The organism is Streptococcus oralis subsp. tigurinus, from assembly GCF_002356415.1.
Taxonomy (GTDB): domain Bacteria; phylum Bacillota; class Bacilli; order Lactobacillales; family Streptococcaceae; genus Streptococcus; species Streptococcus oralis_F.
On sequence record NZ_AP018338.1, the window covers coordinates 449511 to 467188 of the forward strand.

The 17678-nt window shown below is 38.8% G+C and carries 11 protein-coding genes; 10 read left to right on the plus strand and 1 reads right to left on the minus strand.

Annotation, left to right across the window (positions count from 1 at the left end; all coding sequences use genetic code 11):
- Nucleotides 1–28 precede the first annotated feature (28 nt).
- Nucleotides 29–1915 (plus strand): sucrose-specific PTS transporter subunit IIBC, encoded by a 1887-nt coding sequence (locus tag STO1_RS02260; RefSeq protein ID WP_096421780.1) that lies wholly within the window; start codon nucleotides 29–31, stop codon nucleotides 1913–1915.
- Nucleotides 1916–2072: 157 nt separating this feature from the next.
- Nucleotides 2073–2960, plus strand: coding sequence for a fructokinase ScrK (gene scrK, locus STO1_RS02265; RefSeq protein WP_096421782.1), 888 nt, complete (start codon nucleotides 2073–2075; stop codon nucleotides 2958–2960).
- A gap of 46 nt (nucleotides 2961–3006) precedes the next feature.
- Here the strand turns inward: scrK and STO1_RS02270 are convergent, their stop codons facing one another.
- Nucleotides 3007–3624: a TVP38/TMEM64 family protein gene (locus tag STO1_RS02270; protein WP_000076176.1), complete on the minus strand. Its 618-nt coding sequence runs from the start codon at nucleotides 3622–3624 to the stop codon at nucleotides 3007–3009.
- A gap of 135 nt (nucleotides 3625–3759) precedes the next feature.
- Here STO1_RS02270 and STO1_RS02275 point away from each other — a divergent pair, with 135 nt between their 5' ends.
- The 8 genes from STO1_RS02275 (at nucleotide 3760) to STO1_RS02310 (ending at nucleotide 17661) form a co-directional block, all read left to right on the plus strand.
- Entirely contained in the window at nucleotides 3760–6393 is a 2634-nt protein-coding gene (locus STO1_RS02275) for a DEAD/DEAH box helicase family protein (protein ID WP_096422974.1), read from the plus strand.
- A gap of 428 nt (nucleotides 6394–6821) precedes the next feature.
- The gene (locus STO1_RS09745) at nucleotides 6822–7583 is read left to right on the plus strand and encodes a DUF6261 family protein (protein ID WP_061588393.1); all 762 of its coding nucleotides are present in this window, start codon (nucleotides 6822–6824) and stop codon (nucleotides 7581–7583) included.
- A 98-nt stretch (nucleotides 7584–7681) separates the two neighbouring features.
- Nucleotides 7682–8827 (plus strand): AbiH family protein, encoded by a 1146-nt coding sequence (locus tag STO1_RS02285; protein WP_061588392.1) that lies wholly within the window; start codon nucleotides 7682–7684, stop codon nucleotides 8825–8827.
- Between the two features lie 150 nt (nucleotides 8828–8977).
- Nucleotides 8978–10549 carry a type I restriction-modification system subunit M gene (locus STO1_RS02290; protein ID WP_096421784.1) on the plus strand — a complete coding sequence of 524 codons (1572 nt, stop codon included), beginning with the start codon at nucleotides 8978–8980 and terminating at the stop codon, nucleotides 10547–10549.
- On the plus strand, nucleotides 10539–11543 hold the full coding sequence (locus tag STO1_RS02295; RefSeq protein ID WP_096421786.1) for a virulence RhuM family protein: 1005 nt from the start codon (nucleotides 10539–10541) through the stop codon (nucleotides 11541–11543). The genes STO1_RS02290 and STO1_RS02295 overlap by 11 nt, the downstream gene beginning before the upstream one ends.
- Entirely contained in the window at nucleotides 11543–13372 is a 1830-nt protein-coding gene (locus STO1_RS02300) for a restriction endonuclease subunit S (protein WP_096421788.1), read from the plus strand. The genes STO1_RS02295 and STO1_RS02300 overlap by 1 nt, the downstream gene beginning before the upstream one ends.
- 13 nt (nucleotides 13373–13385) lie before the next feature.
- Nucleotides 13386–14624 (plus strand): ATP-binding protein, encoded by a 1239-nt coding sequence (locus tag STO1_RS02305; RefSeq protein WP_049477411.1) that lies wholly within the window; start codon nucleotides 13386–13388, stop codon nucleotides 14622–14624.
- The gene (locus tag STO1_RS02310; protein ID WP_096422976.1) at nucleotides 14617–17661 is read left to right on the plus strand and encodes a type I restriction endonuclease subunit R; all 3045 of its coding nucleotides are present in this window, start codon (nucleotides 14617–14619) and stop codon (nucleotides 17659–17661) included. The genes STO1_RS02305 and STO1_RS02310 overlap by 8 nt, the downstream gene beginning before the upstream one ends.
- Nucleotides 17662–17678 lie beyond the last annotated feature (17 nt).

The window sequence follows — 17678 nt, forward strand, 5'->3', positions numbered from 1 at the left end:
ACAAAATTTTATAAGGAGATTTTTGCAAATGAACAATCAGGATATTGCAAAAAAGGTCATCGAAGCCCTTGGTGGACGTGAAAATGTCAACAGTGTGGCCCACTGTGCGACTCGTCTACGTGTCATGGTCAAAGATGAAGGGAAAATCAAGAAGGAAGTGATTGAGAACTTGGATAAAGTTCAAGGAGCTTTCTTTAACTCAGGCCAATACCAAATCATCTTTGGTACAGGTACAGTAAACAAGATGTACGACGAAGTGGTTGCACTTGGTTTGCCAACCTCTTCTAAAGAAGATATGAAAGCAGAAGCTGCTAAACAAGGAAACTGGTTCCAACGTGCTATCCGTACTTTCGGTGACGTCTTTGTACCAATCATTCCAGTTATCGTAGCGACAGGTCTCTTCATGGGTCTTCGTGGTCTCTTGAACGCTCTTGGAATCACACTTCCAGAAGATGTTACCATTTACAGCCAAATCCTCACAGATACAGCCTTCATCATCTTACCAGGTTTAGTTGTATGGTCAACCTTCCGTGTATTCGGTGGAAATCCAGCTGTTGGTATCGTCCTCGGTATGATGCTGGTTTCTGGCTCACTTCCAAACGCTTGGGCTGTAGCATCAGGTGGTGAAGTAACAGCTATGAACTTCTTTGGCTTCATTCCTGTTGTTGGTTTGCAAGGTTCTGTTCTTCCAGCCTTCATCATCGGGGTGGTCGGAGCCAAGTTTGAAAAAAGTCTCCGCAAAGTAGTTCCAGATGTCTTGGATCTTTTGGTGACACCATTCGTGACACTTTTGGTTATGTCTATCCTTGGACTCTTTGTCATCGGACCAGTCTTCCACGTTGTTGAAAACTACATCCTTCTCGGAACAAAAGCGATTCTTGGCTTGCCATTTGGTCTCGGTGGTTTTGTCATCGGTGGGGTTCACCAATTGATCGTCGTATCAGGTGTACACCACATCTTCAACTTACTTGAAGTGCAATTGCTTGCTGCTGACCATGCCAACCCATTCAACGCCATCATCACTGCAGCGATGACAGCTCAAGGGGCTGCAACTGTTGCCGTTGGTGTTAAAACGAAGAATCCTAAACTGAAAACACTTGCTTTCCCAGCTGCTCTTTCTGCCTTCCTCGGTATTACAGAGCCTGCTATCTTCGGGGTAAACTTGCGCTTCCGTAAACCATTCTTCCTTTCATTGATCGCTGGTGCTATCGGTGGTGGATTAGCTTCTATCCTTGGACTTGCTGGTACTGGTAATGGTATCACCATCATCCCTGGTACTATGCTTTACGTTGGGAATGGCCAATTGTTCCAATACCTTCTTATGGTAGCTGTATCATTCGTTCTTGGTTTTGCCCTTACCTACATGTTTGGTTACGAGGACGAAAAAGAAGTTGCTAGTGAAGTGGCGACAGAGCGCTTGGTTCAAGAAGAAACAACTGGTAACATTCCAGTAGCTCCTCAAAATGAAACAATCCAAACTCCTATCGTTGGTGATGTCGTAGCGCTTGCTGATGTGAATGATCCAGTCTTCTCAAGTGGTGCAATGGGACAAGGAATCGCTGTAAAACCTAGCCAAGGTGTGGTATATGCTCCAGCTGATGCAGAAGTATCGATCGCCTTTGCTACAGGACATGCCTACGGTTTGAAGACAGCTAACGGAGCTGAAATCTTGATCCACGTTGGGATCGATACGGTGACTATGAACGGTGAAGGATTTGAACAAAAGGTTGCTCAAGGCGACAAGGTTAAAGCTGGTGACATTCTTGGAACCTTTGACTCAAACAAAATCGCTGCTGCAGGTCTTGACGATACAACAATGGTTATCGTAACCAACACAGCAGACTACGCTTCTGTGACACCAGTTGCAAGCGGTTCTGTTGTCAAGGGAGACGCAATCATCGAAGTGAAAGCCTAATCCTCTTCAAAATCAAATCTAAAAACAAAACGAACAAATGACATGTTTGTTCGTTTTTGCTTGAATGGTAAGATTTACAGAGGAAAATCTAAAATATAGAGAAATCTAGACTTTCAAAATATGCTATAATAAAGAAAATAAAAACAAGAGGTTTATCATGACAAAATTATACGGAAGCTTAGAAGCGGGCGGTACAAAGTTTGTCTGTGCTGTCGGTGATGAAAACTTTAATGTTGTGGAAAAAACACAATTTCCAACAACAACTCCTATCGAGACTATCGATAAAACCATCGAGTTCTTTTCAAAATTCGATAATCTTGCTGGTCTTGCTGTCGGTTCATTTGGTCCCATCGATATCGACAAAAACTCAAAAACCTATGGCTTTATCACAACGACTCCAAAACCAAACTGGGCAAATGTAGACTTGCTTGGGGCCCTCCGTCGCGCCCTCAATGTACCCATGTATTTCACGACAGACGTAAACAGCTCTGCTTATGGTGAAGTGGTTGCCCGTAACAATGCTGGTGGCCGTATCGAGAACTTGGTTTACTACACTATCGGTACAGGGATCGGTGCAGGTGTCATCCAACGTGGCGAGTTTATCGGTGGTGCAGGTCACCCTGAAATGGGTCACTACTATGTAGCTAAACACCCAATGGATATTGAAAAAGAATTCAACGGTGTTTGTCCTTTCCACAAGGGCTGTTTGGAAGGCTTTGCAGCTGGACCAAGTTTGGAAGCTCGTACAGGTGTTCGTGGTGAAAACATCGAACTCAACAGTTCTGTCTGGGATGTTCAAGCCTACTATATCGCTCAAGCTGCGGTCAATGCTACAGTGACTTTCCGCCCAGATGTGATCGTCTTTGGTGGTGGAGTCATGGCCCAACAACACATGCTGGATCGTGTGCGTGAGAAATTCACAGCTCTCCTCAACGGCTACCTACCAGTACCAGACGTGCGTGACTACATCGTGACACCTGCAGTTGCTGGAAATGGTTCTGCCACACTTGGGAACTTTGTCCTTGCTAAGAGTGTCGCAAAATAAAACAAAGAAAACATCCGCTTGGGAAACCAAACGGATTTTTCTATTCTCAAAACATCTGCCAGAAGAAATCAATAATATAGGTCAAACCATAAGTATAAACCACTAGGGTAAAGGGCTTGGTCAGAATGATGATAATCATATAGCGCTTGAAGGTCATCTTGGTCAGGGCAGCCAGCATACAGAGAAAGTCAGCTGGACTGACAGGCCAGATCATCATAAAGATAAAGAACCGCTCGAAACGATTGCCCTTATCTAGCCAACCGATATACTTGTCATAGGTGCGCTTGCTGACGACGGACTGGACAAAGGCAGCTCCATAGAGACGCACCAGGTAAAAGATAATGGCACAGCCAATCACGATGCCGATATAGTTATAGATGGTTCCGATGATGTGGCCGTAAATAAAGACCCCAGCCACTGAGGTCAAAGCTCCCGGAATGATCGGAACGACGGTTTGTAGGATCTGTAAAAAGATAAAGAGTGGTGGCCCCCAAACCCCAGCTTGCTGGATAAAGGCCGATAGGGTTTCCTTGGACTGTAACACTCCTGCCTGATAGGCCCAAATACAGAAAATCAAGGTGCCGACTCCCCCGACGATAGATGAGATATTGATGACTTGCTGTAGAAGGGGAGAAACAGCTTTCATTTGCTTATCCTGTGACATGTAAACTCCTCATAGATAGTATGGTTCTACTATACCATATTTTTCTTATAAAGACTAATTTGATTCCTTATCTTGCTTTTTATATAAGTGTGGTACAATTAAAGGAGTAAGTCAAGAGATATAATGGTGAAAGAAATGTTAGATTTAAAATTTAAAGGAAGATGGAGAAAGTACCAAAAGGAAGTCTTAGATCGTTTTCAGAACTATCAAACAGATGGCCATGTTCACCTAGTGGCGGCACCAGGGTCCGGCAAGACCACCATTGGTATCGAGCTGATCGCTCGTTTTGGCAACCCAGCCCTTGTCTTGGTTCCAACTGTCACCATTCGTGAACAATGGGTAGATAGGATCCAAACAGCCTTTTTAGAGAACGAACAGAAGATTTCAGATCTCGTTTCCCAAAACTTAAAGGAGATGAAGGCATTAACGATTGTGACATATCAGGCTTTTCATAGCGCCATGAACCAATTGCAATCACAAGAAGATGGAGAAGCAGAGGATTTTGTGGGGTTTGATTTGCTTGCAAGTCTAAGAGCTCAGAAAGTTGCTACTCTTTGCTTGGACGAATGCCACCACCTGCGCAATGAATGGTGGAAAAGTCTGGAAGTCTTTCGCAAGCAGTATGGACAGTTGCAAGTCATCTCCCTGACAGCGACACCACCTTATGACAGCGAACCTGAACTCTGGGAACGCTATATCCGAATGTGTGGGGAAATTGACCAAGAAATCACGGTACCTGAACTAGTCAAGGAAGACACCCTCTGCCCTCATCAGGATTTTGTTTATATCTGTTCACCAACAGCTGAAGAGTCAGAACACCTCAGGCAGTTTGAAGATAGAAAGTGGGAGTATATCCATCAGCTTTTGGTCAATCCTGACTTTCAAGCTCTAGTATCAGGTTCGAAGGTACTCAAAGGAGATATTTCATCCGATGTTCTATTAGAAGACCCTAAGTACTTGTCGGCTATTTTGATCTATATGCATTCTCAAGGCTTGACCATTCCTGACTCTTTAGAGAATCTTTTGGGGGCGAAACGTCTGCCTCAGGTGAACTCCTACTGGCTCGAGCTGTTGTTGCAGAGCGTTCTCTATCAAACTCCAGATTGGTACGAGGATTCAAATGGATTTAGGGAAAAGTTAGAATCGGAGTTAAAAGCACGGGGGTTGATCGAACAGCGACAGGTTTCTCTAGTCAAGTCCAAGTCTAAGGACAAGATTTTAAATCAGTCTTTGGGGAAATTGTCTGGTATTGCAGATATTTTTCTGACTGAGTATAAGAGTATGGGACAAGATTTGCGACAACTCGTCTTGGCGGATTATATTCGCAAGGATTTTGCCACCTATCTGGGAGATAATCAGGCAACCATTTCTCAGTTGGGGGTTCTCCCTTATTTTGAAAGCATTCGTCGCAAAGCTCAGGAGCAAGAGATAGCTGTATCTTTGGCTGTCTTGTCAGGGAGTATCGTTATTCTTCCCACCAATGTGGCAGCAGAGTTGAAGGAACTCTTGCCTCAGGTTCATCTTAGTTTTTCGTCTCTTGGTCAGTTAGACCAAGAGGATTATGTGCTGGTGGGATTCCCTAGTACTGCTAAGGGTATTGTAGCGGCGGTGACGGAACTTTTTCAACGAGGGCAGATTCAAGTCCTAGTCGGAACCAAATCTCTCCTCGGAGAGGGTTGGGATGCTCCTTGTGTTAATTCCCTAATCCTCGGAAGCTTTGTGGGGAGCTTTATGCTGAGTAACCAGATGCGGGGGCGTGCCATTCGTATCTGGCCGGGACATCCAGAAAAGACCAGTAACATCTGGCATCTGGTAGCCGTTCAAGCGCAAGCGCTCATCACTCTTCCTGGTGAGGAGCCAAGACCAGAGAGCAATCAGGATCTGCAAACCTTGTCTCGTCGTATGGAACATTTTCTTGGACTGGCCTATAATCAGGAGAGTATTGAGACCGGTTTGGATCGTTTGGATTTTCCAAAGCCCCCTTTTAAGAAAAAGCAAATCAGAGAGTATAACGAACGGATTAAGATGTTATCCAAGGATCGAGCAGGTTTGCGCAAAAAATGGTACGATTCTCTCGTAGTGGCAGATCAATTTGAGATTGTCACTGAAGTTGCGACTCAAAAACAGAAAATTCCAATCATGCTCCAGTTTGATGCATTAAAATGGGTACGCATGTCTTTGCTGCTGTTAGCAGTGGATTTATTGGTTTTGTTGTTTAGAATGAGACTGACTGGAGTTTGGTGGCTTACAGCAGCTTGTCTCCTCTTTTTGGCCTTTGCATCTTGGCGCTACCTCTGCTATAAGAGTCCCTATAAACGTTTGCAATCTTTGGGTGAGCAGATCCGAAAGGCTCTGCTAGATTCGGGGCATCTAACGGACGATCAATCCCGTGTTCAGGTAGAGGAGGACAAGGAAAACTATATGGTTTTCGCCTATCTCAAGGGAGGTAGTATGAGAGATAAGGAATTGTTTGCTCAGACTGTGGGAGAGTTCTTTGCACCAGTGGACAATCAGCGCTATCTCTTGAAGGCAGAGAAAGTCCGACAAGGTCAGTCACCTTACTATGCCGTGCCAAGCCTTTTTGATAAGCGCAAGGAAGAAGCGCAGAAATTCCTTGACTTTCTGACGCCAACTATCGGACGCTATCACCTGATCTACACACGAACAGAGACCGGACGGAAAATCCTTCTCGAAGCTCGTATCAAAGCTCTTTCTAACAAAAATGACCGTATCTTGACTAAGAAGAAGGTTAAAAGCCAGTTGGAGTAGGGTAGGTAGCTATTCGAAGTTTCGAAGATATGAATTTACTAAAGTTTATATGCATTCTAAACTTAGAATGATAAGAAATGCATAAATTTATAAGTATTCTAAGCTTCGAATGGTCTAGCTGAGAAAGTTTTGAGGTCTTCGAACTTTCGAATAGTCGTCTTTCCTAAAGTTTAGATGTATTCTAAAGCTAGAAAAGTTAAAATCTAAAAATAGTAAGAGTCTCTATCTGACAGACGGGATGTGTGTCCAGTCAGATAGGGATTTTTTGTTTTGGAAATAAAAGATTTGCCCTGAGAAGTACATTTTAGATGGAAATATTGACAGTTCAGAGGGAGGGGGACAAATCTTTTAAAGTAACTGTTAGAATGGATTTATAAATTTAAGGGAAAACTCCTTTTTGAAATAATGAAAAAAGAAAGGTTATCATCATGACAAAAATATTCACTATCCGTCCACTAAGCTATACCAACTTTACCAACCGTGAGTTTGAAAGTCTCATGGTAGACACAGGTCAACTACTAGAAGTTTTTGCTAAGGCACATAAGGACGAGCCTATGTATAGCAAACATCTCGATTCCTTCAAGAGCAAGCTGGCAGACTTCCAAAGCCAACTCGCTATCGTAGAAAAGAAAGAGGCGACGAATCTGACCGAAGTCGATCGCAATCGTGACAGTGCCCTAGTTGGTCTCTTTACCCTTCATCGAGGATTTGCTAAGATCAAGGAGACCAAACTCAAAGAAGCTCATGAGACCTTGAAACCAGTCTTTGCCAAGTACAAGGATATCACCAAGCATAGCAATGATGTGGAAACGGCAGAAATCAAGAGTTTACTCAAAACGCTGAGCGAAGAACCCTACCATACGGCAGTGACCAGTCTAGGACTGACACCTATGCTACAGGCGGTGATCAGTGCGCAGGAGGAATATGATAAGGTGGAAAGTCAGGCGCGTGCGCATAAGTCTGCCAAGGAAGTCGGAAAGACCAGACAAGTCCGTACCGAACTAACCAGCATCTACGACCTCTTTATGCGCTATACCGCAGCCAGTGCAGAAGCCTATCCTGAAAAGGAACACCTAACCAAACTCCTTAAAGACTTGAACACAATCCGAGACAGTAAACGTCGATTGAGTGGTTCGAGTAAGAAGGATAAGAAAGTAAAAGTAGAAGAAGCAGAACAAGCAGCAGGATAAAAATAAACGTCTTTAGATATATTATTATCTAAAGGCGTTTTTTGGTGGATTCGTGGTATAATTTTGGTAATTATCTATAATGAAGAGGAGAAAAAATCATGGCAGATACAATTTTAATTTTAGGTAATGGTTTTGATATTGCAATGGGGCGAAAAACAAAATATACCGATTTTATTGACTTTGAAAAACAATTGTTTTCTAATCCAGATGAGGAGTTGTTAGAATTTCTAAAAGTTAAAAATATAAGGATTGAGAAATACAAGGATAATTTATATTTAAAATTTATCAATGAGAATAAAGCTACTCTGGGAGATAATTGGTCTAATCTTGAAATAATGATTTCGCAACTTGCAGATGCAATAATGTATTTCAAAGAAAATAATGATTTAATATTCAAAGTTACTATTACAGGACAAACTGGGTTACTGGATGAGAAATTATCAAAAGAAAAAAATTATAGGTCAAAATTATATATTTCAGATTTGTTTTTTTTACTCTTTCATAAAAAAGGCTGGGGTTCTTTAGAAAGAGAAGTTGCAATGGAAAAGTTGAATAATGAATTTATCAATCAACTTGATCTATTGATTGAATTGTTAGAAATATATTTATCTTATAGAGACTTTCTTGATTTTAAAGTTATCGAGATAAAATCCAAGCCAACAGCTCTAGATGCAATATCAGATTTGTCAAATTCCTCTGTCCTAAACTTTAATTATACAAACACCTCACGATATTTATTTGGAACTTCTGAGAAGAGAACTCATTTCATACATGGGCGAATTGACTTAATTAGAACCTTCAGTCGAATTAATACGATGGTTTTTGGAATTGAGGATAAAGAAAATGATGTTAACAGTGATTTAATTCCCTACCAGAAATATTATCAAAGAGTAGTAAAAGAAACGGGAAATGATTTTGAAAATTTTTTTAAACGAACTTTCTATGATATAGATGACGAATTCAGAAGTCAACTTCCAAATTCAAAGAATATCATTGTTTTTGGACACTCAGTTGACCCTTTGGATAAGGAAATATTTCAAAAATGTTTTGCATTAGCAGAAAATGGAAAGTATGATTACCGATTTATTTTCACTTATTTTGATGAGCAAGCTAAACGTTCAATTATTAAGAATCTCGCAATCATCCTTGGCAAAGAAAAACTGGTAGAGTTAACAGGAAAACGGAATGTCGTATTTGTTAAGAGTGATGATAAGGACCGTATGAACAAAGAGCTACTACCTTAATAAAATCAAAAAATAATTGAATTTATAGAATAAAATTGTAAAATCTTAATCTAAAAACATTTCTATCCCACTCGTTCTCCCTAGTTCGAGTGGTTTTTCTTGAAATATGATAAAATAGAAAAGATAATACATTAATTAAGGAAAGTAAAAATGGCAAGTAAAGAAAATGCAGAACGCAAGGAGCTGCATCGTAAAATTTGGGCGATTGCAGATGATGTGCGTGGAGCTGTAGATGGTTGGGATTTTAAGCAATATATCCTAGGTATCCTTTTCTATCGCTTTATTTCAGAGCATATGGCAGACTATTTTGACCGTGCTGAGCATGAAGCTGGCGACTTAGAATTCCGTTATGCTGAATTGAGTGACCAAGAGGCTGAGCAAGATTTCAAACCAGGGACAGTTGAAGATAAGGGATTCTTTATCCTTCCTAGTCAACTATTTGAAAATGTAGTTAAGGATGCTTCACAAAACGAAAATTTAAACGAAGAATTGGCCAATATCTTTCAGGCTATTGAGAAGTCAGCGATTGGCTTTAAATCAGAAGATGATATCAAAGGTTTGTTTGATAACTTGGATACACGAAGCAACATACTTGGTGGAACTGTTCCAGAAAAAAATAAACGACTTTCTGATATCCTTAATGGTATCAATAGCATTAACTTTGGAAACTTTGAAGAAAATGATATCGATGCCTTTGGGGATGCTTATGAGTTCTTGATTTCTAATTATGCCAGTAATGCAGGAAAAAGTGGGGGTGAATTTTTCACTCCTCAGACAGTTTCTAAACTACTAGCTCGACTAGTCATGGTCGGTAAGGATAAGATTAACAAGGTTTACGACCCAACATGTGGGTCGGGCTCACTCCTCCTTCAGATGAAAAAACAATACGAAGAACATATCCTAGAGGATGGTTTCTTTGGTCAAGAAATCAACATGACCAACTATAACTTGGCTCGTATGAATATGTTCTTGCATAACATCAACTACAATAACTTTGACATTAAGCGCGGAGACACCCTTTTAAATCCTCAGCATTTAGAAGAAAAGCCATTTGATGCTATCGTTTCTAACCCTCCGTATTCTGTCAAATGGGTGGGAGATGGAGACCCAACTCTGATAAACGATGACCGTTTTGCGCCAGCTGGTAAGTTAGCTCCTAAGTCAAAAGCTGACTTTGCCTTTATCATGCATAGTCTCAACCACTTGTCTAATAAAGGTCGAGCAGCCATTGTTTGTTTCCCAGGCATTTTCTATCGTGGTGGTGCTGAAAAGACCATTCGTCAGTATCTAGTAGATAATAATTTTGTTGAAGCAGTCATTGCCCTTCCAGATAATCTCTTCTTTGGGACTTCTATCGCAACTACGATTTTGGTTCTAGCGAAAAATAAGCTTGAAAATAAAACCCTCTTTATTGATGCGAGTAAAGAATTCAAAAAAGAGACCAATAACAATGTCTTGACGGATAGCAATATAGAGCACATAGTTGAATTGTTCTCTAATTATCAAAATGTTGACTATAAAGCAACTCTTGTTGATAATGAGGTGATTGGTTCAGAGCAGGATTATAATCTATCTGTCTCAACCTATGTCGAACAAGAAGATACCCGTGAGAAGATTGATATTGATGTGCTTAATAAAGAAATCGCTGAGACTGTTACTAAGATTGACCACTTGCGTGCAGAGATAGATAGAATTGTAGAGGAATTGAGCCATGGCAAATGATGTGATTCTTTACAGAACAGATGATGGTCAGTCCGCTATTGAGCTTCATCTGGATAATGGAACGGTCTGGCTGACCCAACAAGAACTAGCTGAGCTCTTTCAGACTTCCAAGCAAAATATTAGTAAACATATCAAGGCTATCTTTGAAGATGGTGAACTGGATGAAGCAGTGGTTGTCAACTATCAGTTGACAACCACTCGTCACGGTGCAATGGCTGGTAAAACTCAGTCAAAAAAAGTCGCCTACTATAATCTTGATATGATTTTGGCGATTGGTTATCGAGTGCGTTCCCCTCGTGGCATTCAGTTCAGACACTATGCTTCGACAGTCTTGAAAGAGTATCTGATCAAGGGCTTCGCTATGGATGATGAGCGCTTGAAAAATTTGGGTGGGGGCTCTTACTTTAAAGAACTTCTTGAAAGAATTCGAGACATTCGCTCGAGTGAAAAAGTCTTTTACCGTCAGGTCTTGGATCTCTTTGCTACATCAAGTGACTACAATGCAAATTCACCAGAGGCAAAGAAATTCTTTGCGACGGTTCAAAACAAGATGCATTATGCCATTCACCACAATACTGCGAGCGAACTCATCTACAATCGTGTTGATAGTGAACAGGAGTTTATGGGCTTGACTACTTTTAAGGGAGACCTCCCTACTCTATCTGAAGCAAAAGTTGCCAAGAACTATCTGACAGAAAAGGAACTCCGTGGGCTTAATCAGCTTGTATCAGGATATCTAGACTTTGCAGAAAGACAGGCAGAGCGAGAAGAGGTCATGACTATGGCGGACTGGGTGGTCCACGTTGATCGTATCCTTCAGGCTACTGGCGAAGATTTGCTAGATAACAGTGGTTCTATTTCTCGTGAACAGATGAAGCAGAAGGTAGATAAGGAATATAAGAACTATCAAGCCAAGACACTCAGTCAAGTTGAAAAAGATTACCTCAAGGAAATCAAAAGCATTGAAAATCTAGCCAAGGAAGGAGGTAACTAATGAACATCCTAGAAGAAATCCAAAACTGTTCTGTTGAGTGGAAAGAGTTGGGGGAAGTGTGTTCTATTAAGAAAGGTAAGCAACTAAATAAAAATTTATTGATAGAAGATGGATTATATCCTGCGTATAATGGTGGACAAACTTATTCAGGAAGAACTAATGATTACAACGTGGAAGCTAATACAATCATTGTAAGTCAAGGTGGAGCTTCTGCAGGTTTTGTTAATTTTGTCGATACCAAATTTTGGGCTAATGCGCATTGTTATTATATACTTCCTGATGAGACTCGAGTGAATAATAGATTTGTATATCATTTTGTAAAAATGAATCAGAAATATCTTATGGATTTTCAACATGGAGCGGGGATACCCGCGTTAAAAGCTGACAAATTGTCCAAACTATTACTCCCCATCCCTCCTCTAGAAATTCAAGAAAAAATAGTGCAAATACTTGACAAAATGACTGATTATGTTACAGAATTGACCTCAGAATTGACCTCAGAATTGACCTCACGTAAAAAGCAATATTCTTTTTATCGAGATAAGCTTTTATCATTTGAAGATGAGGTATATCAGGTTGAGTGGAAGACACTTGATGCAGTTTCTGAACAAACAAATAATATTTTTTGGAATAAAATTGGAGATGATGAATTATTTAAATATATAGATTTATCGTCAGTAGATAGAGTTACTAATAAGATTATTGAAACTACAGCAATAACTAAATCGACTGCTCCAAGTCGGGCCCAAAGAATTGTAAAGTCTGATGATATTATCTTAGGAACAACAAGACCAACTTTGAAACGTTTTACGAAAATAACTGATGATTACAATAACCAGATTTGTAGTACAGGGTTCTATATTTTTAGAACAAATGGTGAGGTCTTACCTAACTACGTATATCATATATTTTCATCAAGTGATTTTTATAAATATTTGGAGGAAAATCAGAGTGGGGTAAGTTATCCAGCAATTTCTGATACTTTGGTAAAGAAGTATAAAATTCCAGTTCCCTCTCTCGAAATTCAATCTCGTATAGTTCAAGTTCTGGACAACTTTGATACGGTTTGTAATGACCTCAACATCGGACTTCCCAAGGAGATTGAACTACGCCAAAAACAGTACGAATATTTTAGAGAAAAACTCTTGACATTCATCGCCGAAGGCGAGTACTCTGAGAGTAGAGTAGAGGAGTGGGACAATTCCGCTCTTATCAAGCTTTTACAGTGGGTATTTGGCCCAATTCGGGTGGAGTTGGGAAGCATTTGTGAATTTGTAAGAGGAAATGGACTTCAGAAGAAAGATTTTACAGAAATCGGGAAATCTGTTATCCACTACGGACAAATTTACACTAAATATGACTTTACAGTCACTGAAACTCTTTCCAAAACTAGTGAAATAGTGTTCGAAAAGCTAAAAAAAGCCTATCCTAATGATTTAGTAATGGCAATAACATCTGAAAATGTTGAAGATGTTGGGAAAGCAATTGTTTGGGAAGGGAAAGAAGAGATTGGAATTTCTGGGGATAGTTATATAATTCGAACAAATCAAAATTCACGATATCTAAATTATTGGTTTAGGTCGATTTCTTTTCAATCTCAAAAAGAAAGAAAAGTAACTGGAACAAAAGTTATTCGTATCAATTCGAAGGATATGGAACAATTTAAAATTGTTCTTCCACCTCTCACTGAACAAAAAAGAATTGTCTCCATTCTTGACAATTTCAACACCTTAACCAACTCTCTTTCTGAAGGTCTTCCAAAAGAAATCGAACTAAGACAGAAACAGTATGAATATTGGAGAAATCGATTACTCAATTTTAATGAATAAGGAAAAGTGAATCATGGCGAATGATAAAGTATTTGATACATTGGAAGATGTTGCAGAGGAATTGATCTCAAGTGATAAGAAGGTGCATTTAATTTATGCTTTTAATGCTACAGGGAAAACAAGGCTATCTACAATTTTAAAGGATAAATTAAATATCTCGGAAAATAATGAAGAGTCAAAAGTTAAGAAAATACTTTATTTTAACGCTTTTACAGAAGATCTTTTTACTTGGGAAAATGATTTAGAAAATGATGAAGATCGTTACCTCAAATATGATAAACGTACCTATTTTGGTAACTTTTTGGAGAATCAGCAACAATTTAATCAGGTTATTATAACTTTTCAGAAATTTGTCGGTGATTTAATAGTTCCTATTTTTGAGGATATTGAAGAACAGGCTGTTGATGATTTTGGTATTCCAATTATTGATATTATTGGTGGTCAGCGTATACCAAGATTAGAGAGTAACTTCAAAAGCATTCGTTTTACAGTAGATGATGAAACGATCAAAATTTCTAGGGGTGAGGAGAGGATATTTGTTTGGTCTATATTCCTAACTCTTTTGGAACTTATTATTGAAGAGTTAAGCGATTCAGATATTGACTCTGATTTTCAGGACTTTAAGTATATTTATATTGACGATCCAATTTCGTCGTTAGATGATAACAATACTATTGATTCCGCTATTTTTTTAAAGGAAATTATTGCCAAATCTAAACGCACTGATTTAAAGTTTATTATTTCTTCTCACCAACCACTTTTTTATAATGTTTTGTACAATGAAATACGATTTGACAGAAAAATACCAAATAAAAAAAAGTCCTTTTATGTTATGAAAAAAGAAGTTGATAAGGAAGATAAAGTCGGATATATTTTAACTGACATTGAGAGAGATTCTCCCTTCGGATATCATCTAAGGGTAAGAGAAGAATTACGTAGAGCTGTAGACAGTGGACGAGTAGAAAAATTTCATTATGCTTTGTTAAGAAATCTATTAGAGAAAACAGCTACCTTCTTAGGTTATAGTAGATGGGAAGAAGTTTTATTAGGGTTAGAAGTGGCTGGTGATGAGATTACTCCAGAAAATATAGAGTTATATGCTCAAAGGATTGATTTATTCACACATAATCGTCAATCAGATTTGGAGTTTAGAGAATTGCAAGAACGAGAAAAAAATACCTTAATAGAATTATTCAATAGCTTTGAGAAAAATTATAAATTTAACCCAAAAGAGGAAAATGAAAATGGTTGATTATTCAAAAGTACATGAAGTAATTGCGGAAACAAATGAAGGGATTCTCTTGGCTGAGTATCAACCAGAGTATCGCACAGATAGAGAATTTCAGTCTGAGGCTGATTTAGAAAATCAGTTAATTTCTGATTTGGTGAATTATCTTAACTACGAGCGACTAGATATCCATACACCTGAAGAGCTCTTAGCAAATGCCAAGGTTCAAATTGAAAAGCTCAATAAGGTGACCTTTACGGATGCAGAGTGGCAACGTTTTGTAGTTGAGTATCTGGACTGTCCCAATGAAGGGCTAGTTGAAAAAACACGAAAAATCCAAGAGAATCATATTTACGACTTTGTCTTTGATGATGGGCGGATTAAGAATATTTTCATCCTTGATAAGAAAAATATTCATAACAACAGTATGCAGGTTATCAACCAAGTGACCCAAGTGGGTAACCACACTAACCGTTATGATGTTACTATTTTAGTGAATGGTCTTCCGTTAGTTCAGATTGAATTGAAAAGACGTGGTGTTAGTCTTAAACAGGCTTTTGAACAAATCCATAGATATAGTAAGGAAAGCTTCAATAGCGAAAATTCTTTATACAAATACATTCAGATTTTTGTTATTTCCAATGGGACCTATACACGCTACTTTGCAAATACAACAGCTCAAAATAAAAATCATTATGAGTTCACCTGTGAGTGGGCAGACCGCAAAAATAAAACAATTCATGACCTAGAAGACTTTACTGTTACATTCTTGAGCAAGAGAGTCCTTTTGGAAGTTTTGACCAAGTATTGTGTTTTTGATGCTGATAATACCTTGCTCATCATGCGCCCATATCAGATTGCAGCAACTGAGAGTATCTTGCGCAAGATTCATTCATCTAATGAGATGAAGAACTTTGGCTCTATCAATGCTTGTGGCTATATCTGGCATACGACGGGTTCTGGGAAAACTTTGACCAGCTTTAAGACTGCGCGCTTGGCGACAGAGTTGGAATACATTGACAAAGTGATATTCGTCGTAGATAGAAAAGACCTAGACTATCAAACCATGAAGGAATATCAAAAATTCCAACCAAATTCAGTCAATGGTAGTAACAATACAAAAGAACTCCAACGTAGTATTGAAGAAAATGATGGAAAAATCGTTGTCACAACCATTCAAAAGTTAAATAAATTTATAACAGTAAATCCAAATCATGAAATCTATAGTAAAAAATGTATTTTGATTTTTGATGAATGTCACCGCTCCCAGTTTGGGAAGGCTCAAAAGCGTATTAAGAAGGCCTTTAAACAGTATGCTCTATTTGGTTTCACAGGGACTCCAATCTTCCCAGAAAATAGCTTAACGGGTGAAACGACACAGGAAGTTTTTGGCGAACAACTTCATAACTACGTTATAACAGATGCTATTCGAGATAAAAAAGTGTTGAAGTTCAAGGTTGACTATAACTATATCAAGCCTGAAATCAATAAATATAGAGAAGCAGAAAAAACAGTTGGCCGAGAGCTTGATGAGAAGAAACTCAAAAAGATGGAGAAGGAGCTCCTATTGCATCCAGAACGGATAGCAACCATTACAGAGTACCTGTTGAGAGTTTATAATGACAAGACGCATCGGAGTAAATATTACACTCATAAACAAAAAAAGATGCAAGGTTTTAATGCTATGTTGGCTGTACAAAGTATTGAAGCAGCAAAACTATACTATGAAGAACTCCAGCAGCAACAGGCAACTCTACCAGAAGTTAAGCGTTTGAAGGTCGCTACTATCTTTAGCTTTGCGCCTAACGAAGAACAGTCAGCTTATGGAGAGATTCAAGATGAAGAGCTAGACCCTCAAGATACAGCCATGTCTCTTTCATCTAAAGAGTTTCTTTCTAAAGCAATCTATGACTATAATCAAATGTTCAAGACCAACTTTTCGACTGATGGGAAAGAGTTTCAAAATTATTATCGAGACCTTTCAAAACGAGTTAAGTCTAAGGAAGTGGATTTACTGATTGTAGTGGGAATGTTCTTGACGGGATTTGATGCTCCAACAATGAATACTCTCTTTGTCGATAAAAATCTTCGTTATCATGGATTGATTCAGGCATTCTCTAGAACTAATCGAATTTTTAACGAGGTTAAACCTTTTGGCAATATCGTTTGTTTCCGTGATTTAGAAAAGGCTACGCAAGAAGCTATTAAGACTTTTGGAGACACAAATAAGCTTGAAATCATCTTAGAAAAAAGCTTTAGTGAATACATGGATGGTTTTGTCGATCAGGTAACGGGTATCGAGGTCAAAGGATATACTGCGGTTTGTCAGGAAATTCTGGAAAAATTCCCAAATCCGCAAGAGATTGAAACAGAGCACGATAAAAAAGAGTTTGTTAAGTTATTTGGTGAGTTATTGAAACTTGATAATGTTCTTCGAAATTATGACGAATTCCAAGAAATCGACAAACCTATTTCTGAAGGTTATCTTCAAGATTTAAGAAGTGCCTATGTGGAAATTCGAGATGAATTTTTGAATCTTAAAAACTATGAAAAGACTAAGGATTTGGATGTTGACCTTTCAGATGTCGAATTTGAAATTGAGTTACTAAAAACTGATGAGATTAACCTAGACTATATCTTGGCATTGATTGTTGAAAAATCGAAGAATTCTGAGTCTAAAGAAGTAATGAAAGCAGAAGTTAGTCGTGTGATTCGTTCTAGTATTGATATCCGTGCCAAAGAAGAGTTGGTTATTGGATTTATCAATGACACCGATTTGCAAAAATTGAAAGACCATGATGGGATTATCCATGCTTTCTACGAATATGGCAAGGAGCGCAAGAAAATCGCGATTCAAGACCTAGCTGAGGCTGAGAAACTTGTAGATGACTATCAATTGTTTATCGACAAATCAATTCAACGAGGTTATGCTGAAAATAGTGGGACTGATTTGGATTCGATTATTCCACCAACTTCTCGTAGACAGGGAGCGCGTGAACGGAAAAAGCAAGAAGTTTTACGTAAGATTCAGTTGTTAGTAGAGACTTATTCAGGTATTTAAGGGGTTGTCGAACACGA

Coding starts and splice junctions, on each gene's coding strand:
- STO1_RS02305 (WP_049477411.1), top strand. CDS start 13,386: ATGGCGAATGATAAAGTATTTGATACATTGGAAGATGTTGCAGAGGAA.
- STO1_RS02285 (WP_061588392.1), top strand. CDS start 7,682: ATGGCAGATACAATTTTAATTTTAGGTAATGGTTTTGATATTGCAATG.
- STO1_RS02275 (WP_096422974.1), top strand. CDS start 3,760: ATGTTAGATTTAAAATTTAAAGGAAGATGGAGAAAGTACCAAAAGGAA.
- STO1_RS02295 (WP_096421786.1), top strand. CDS start 10,539: ATGGCAAATGATGTGATTCTTTACAGAACAGATGATGGTCAGTCCGCT.
- STO1_RS02290 (WP_096421784.1), top strand. CDS start 8,978: ATGGCAAGTAAAGAAAATGCAGAACGCAAGGAGCTGCATCGTAAAATT.
- scrK (WP_096421782.1), top strand. CDS start 2,073: ATGACAAAATTATACGGAAGCTTAGAAGCGGGCGGTACAAAGTTTGTC.
- STO1_RS02310 (WP_096422976.1), top strand. CDS start 14,617: ATGGTTGATTATTCAAAAGTACATGAAGTAATTGCGGAAACAAATGAA.
- STO1_RS09745 (WP_061588393.1), top strand. CDS start 6,822: ATGACAAAAATATTCACTATCCGTCCACTAAGCTATACCAACTTTACC.
- STO1_RS02260 (WP_096421780.1), top strand. CDS start 29: ATGAACAATCAGGATATTGCAAAAAAGGTCATCGAAGCCCTTGGTGGA.
- STO1_RS02300 (WP_096421788.1), top strand. CDS start 11,543: ATGAACATCCTAGAAGAAATCCAAAACTGTTCTGTTGAGTGGAAAGAG.
- STO1_RS02270 (WP_000076176.1), bottom strand. CDS start 3,624: ATGTCACAGGATAAGCAAATGAAAGCTGTTTCTCCCCTTCTACAGCAA.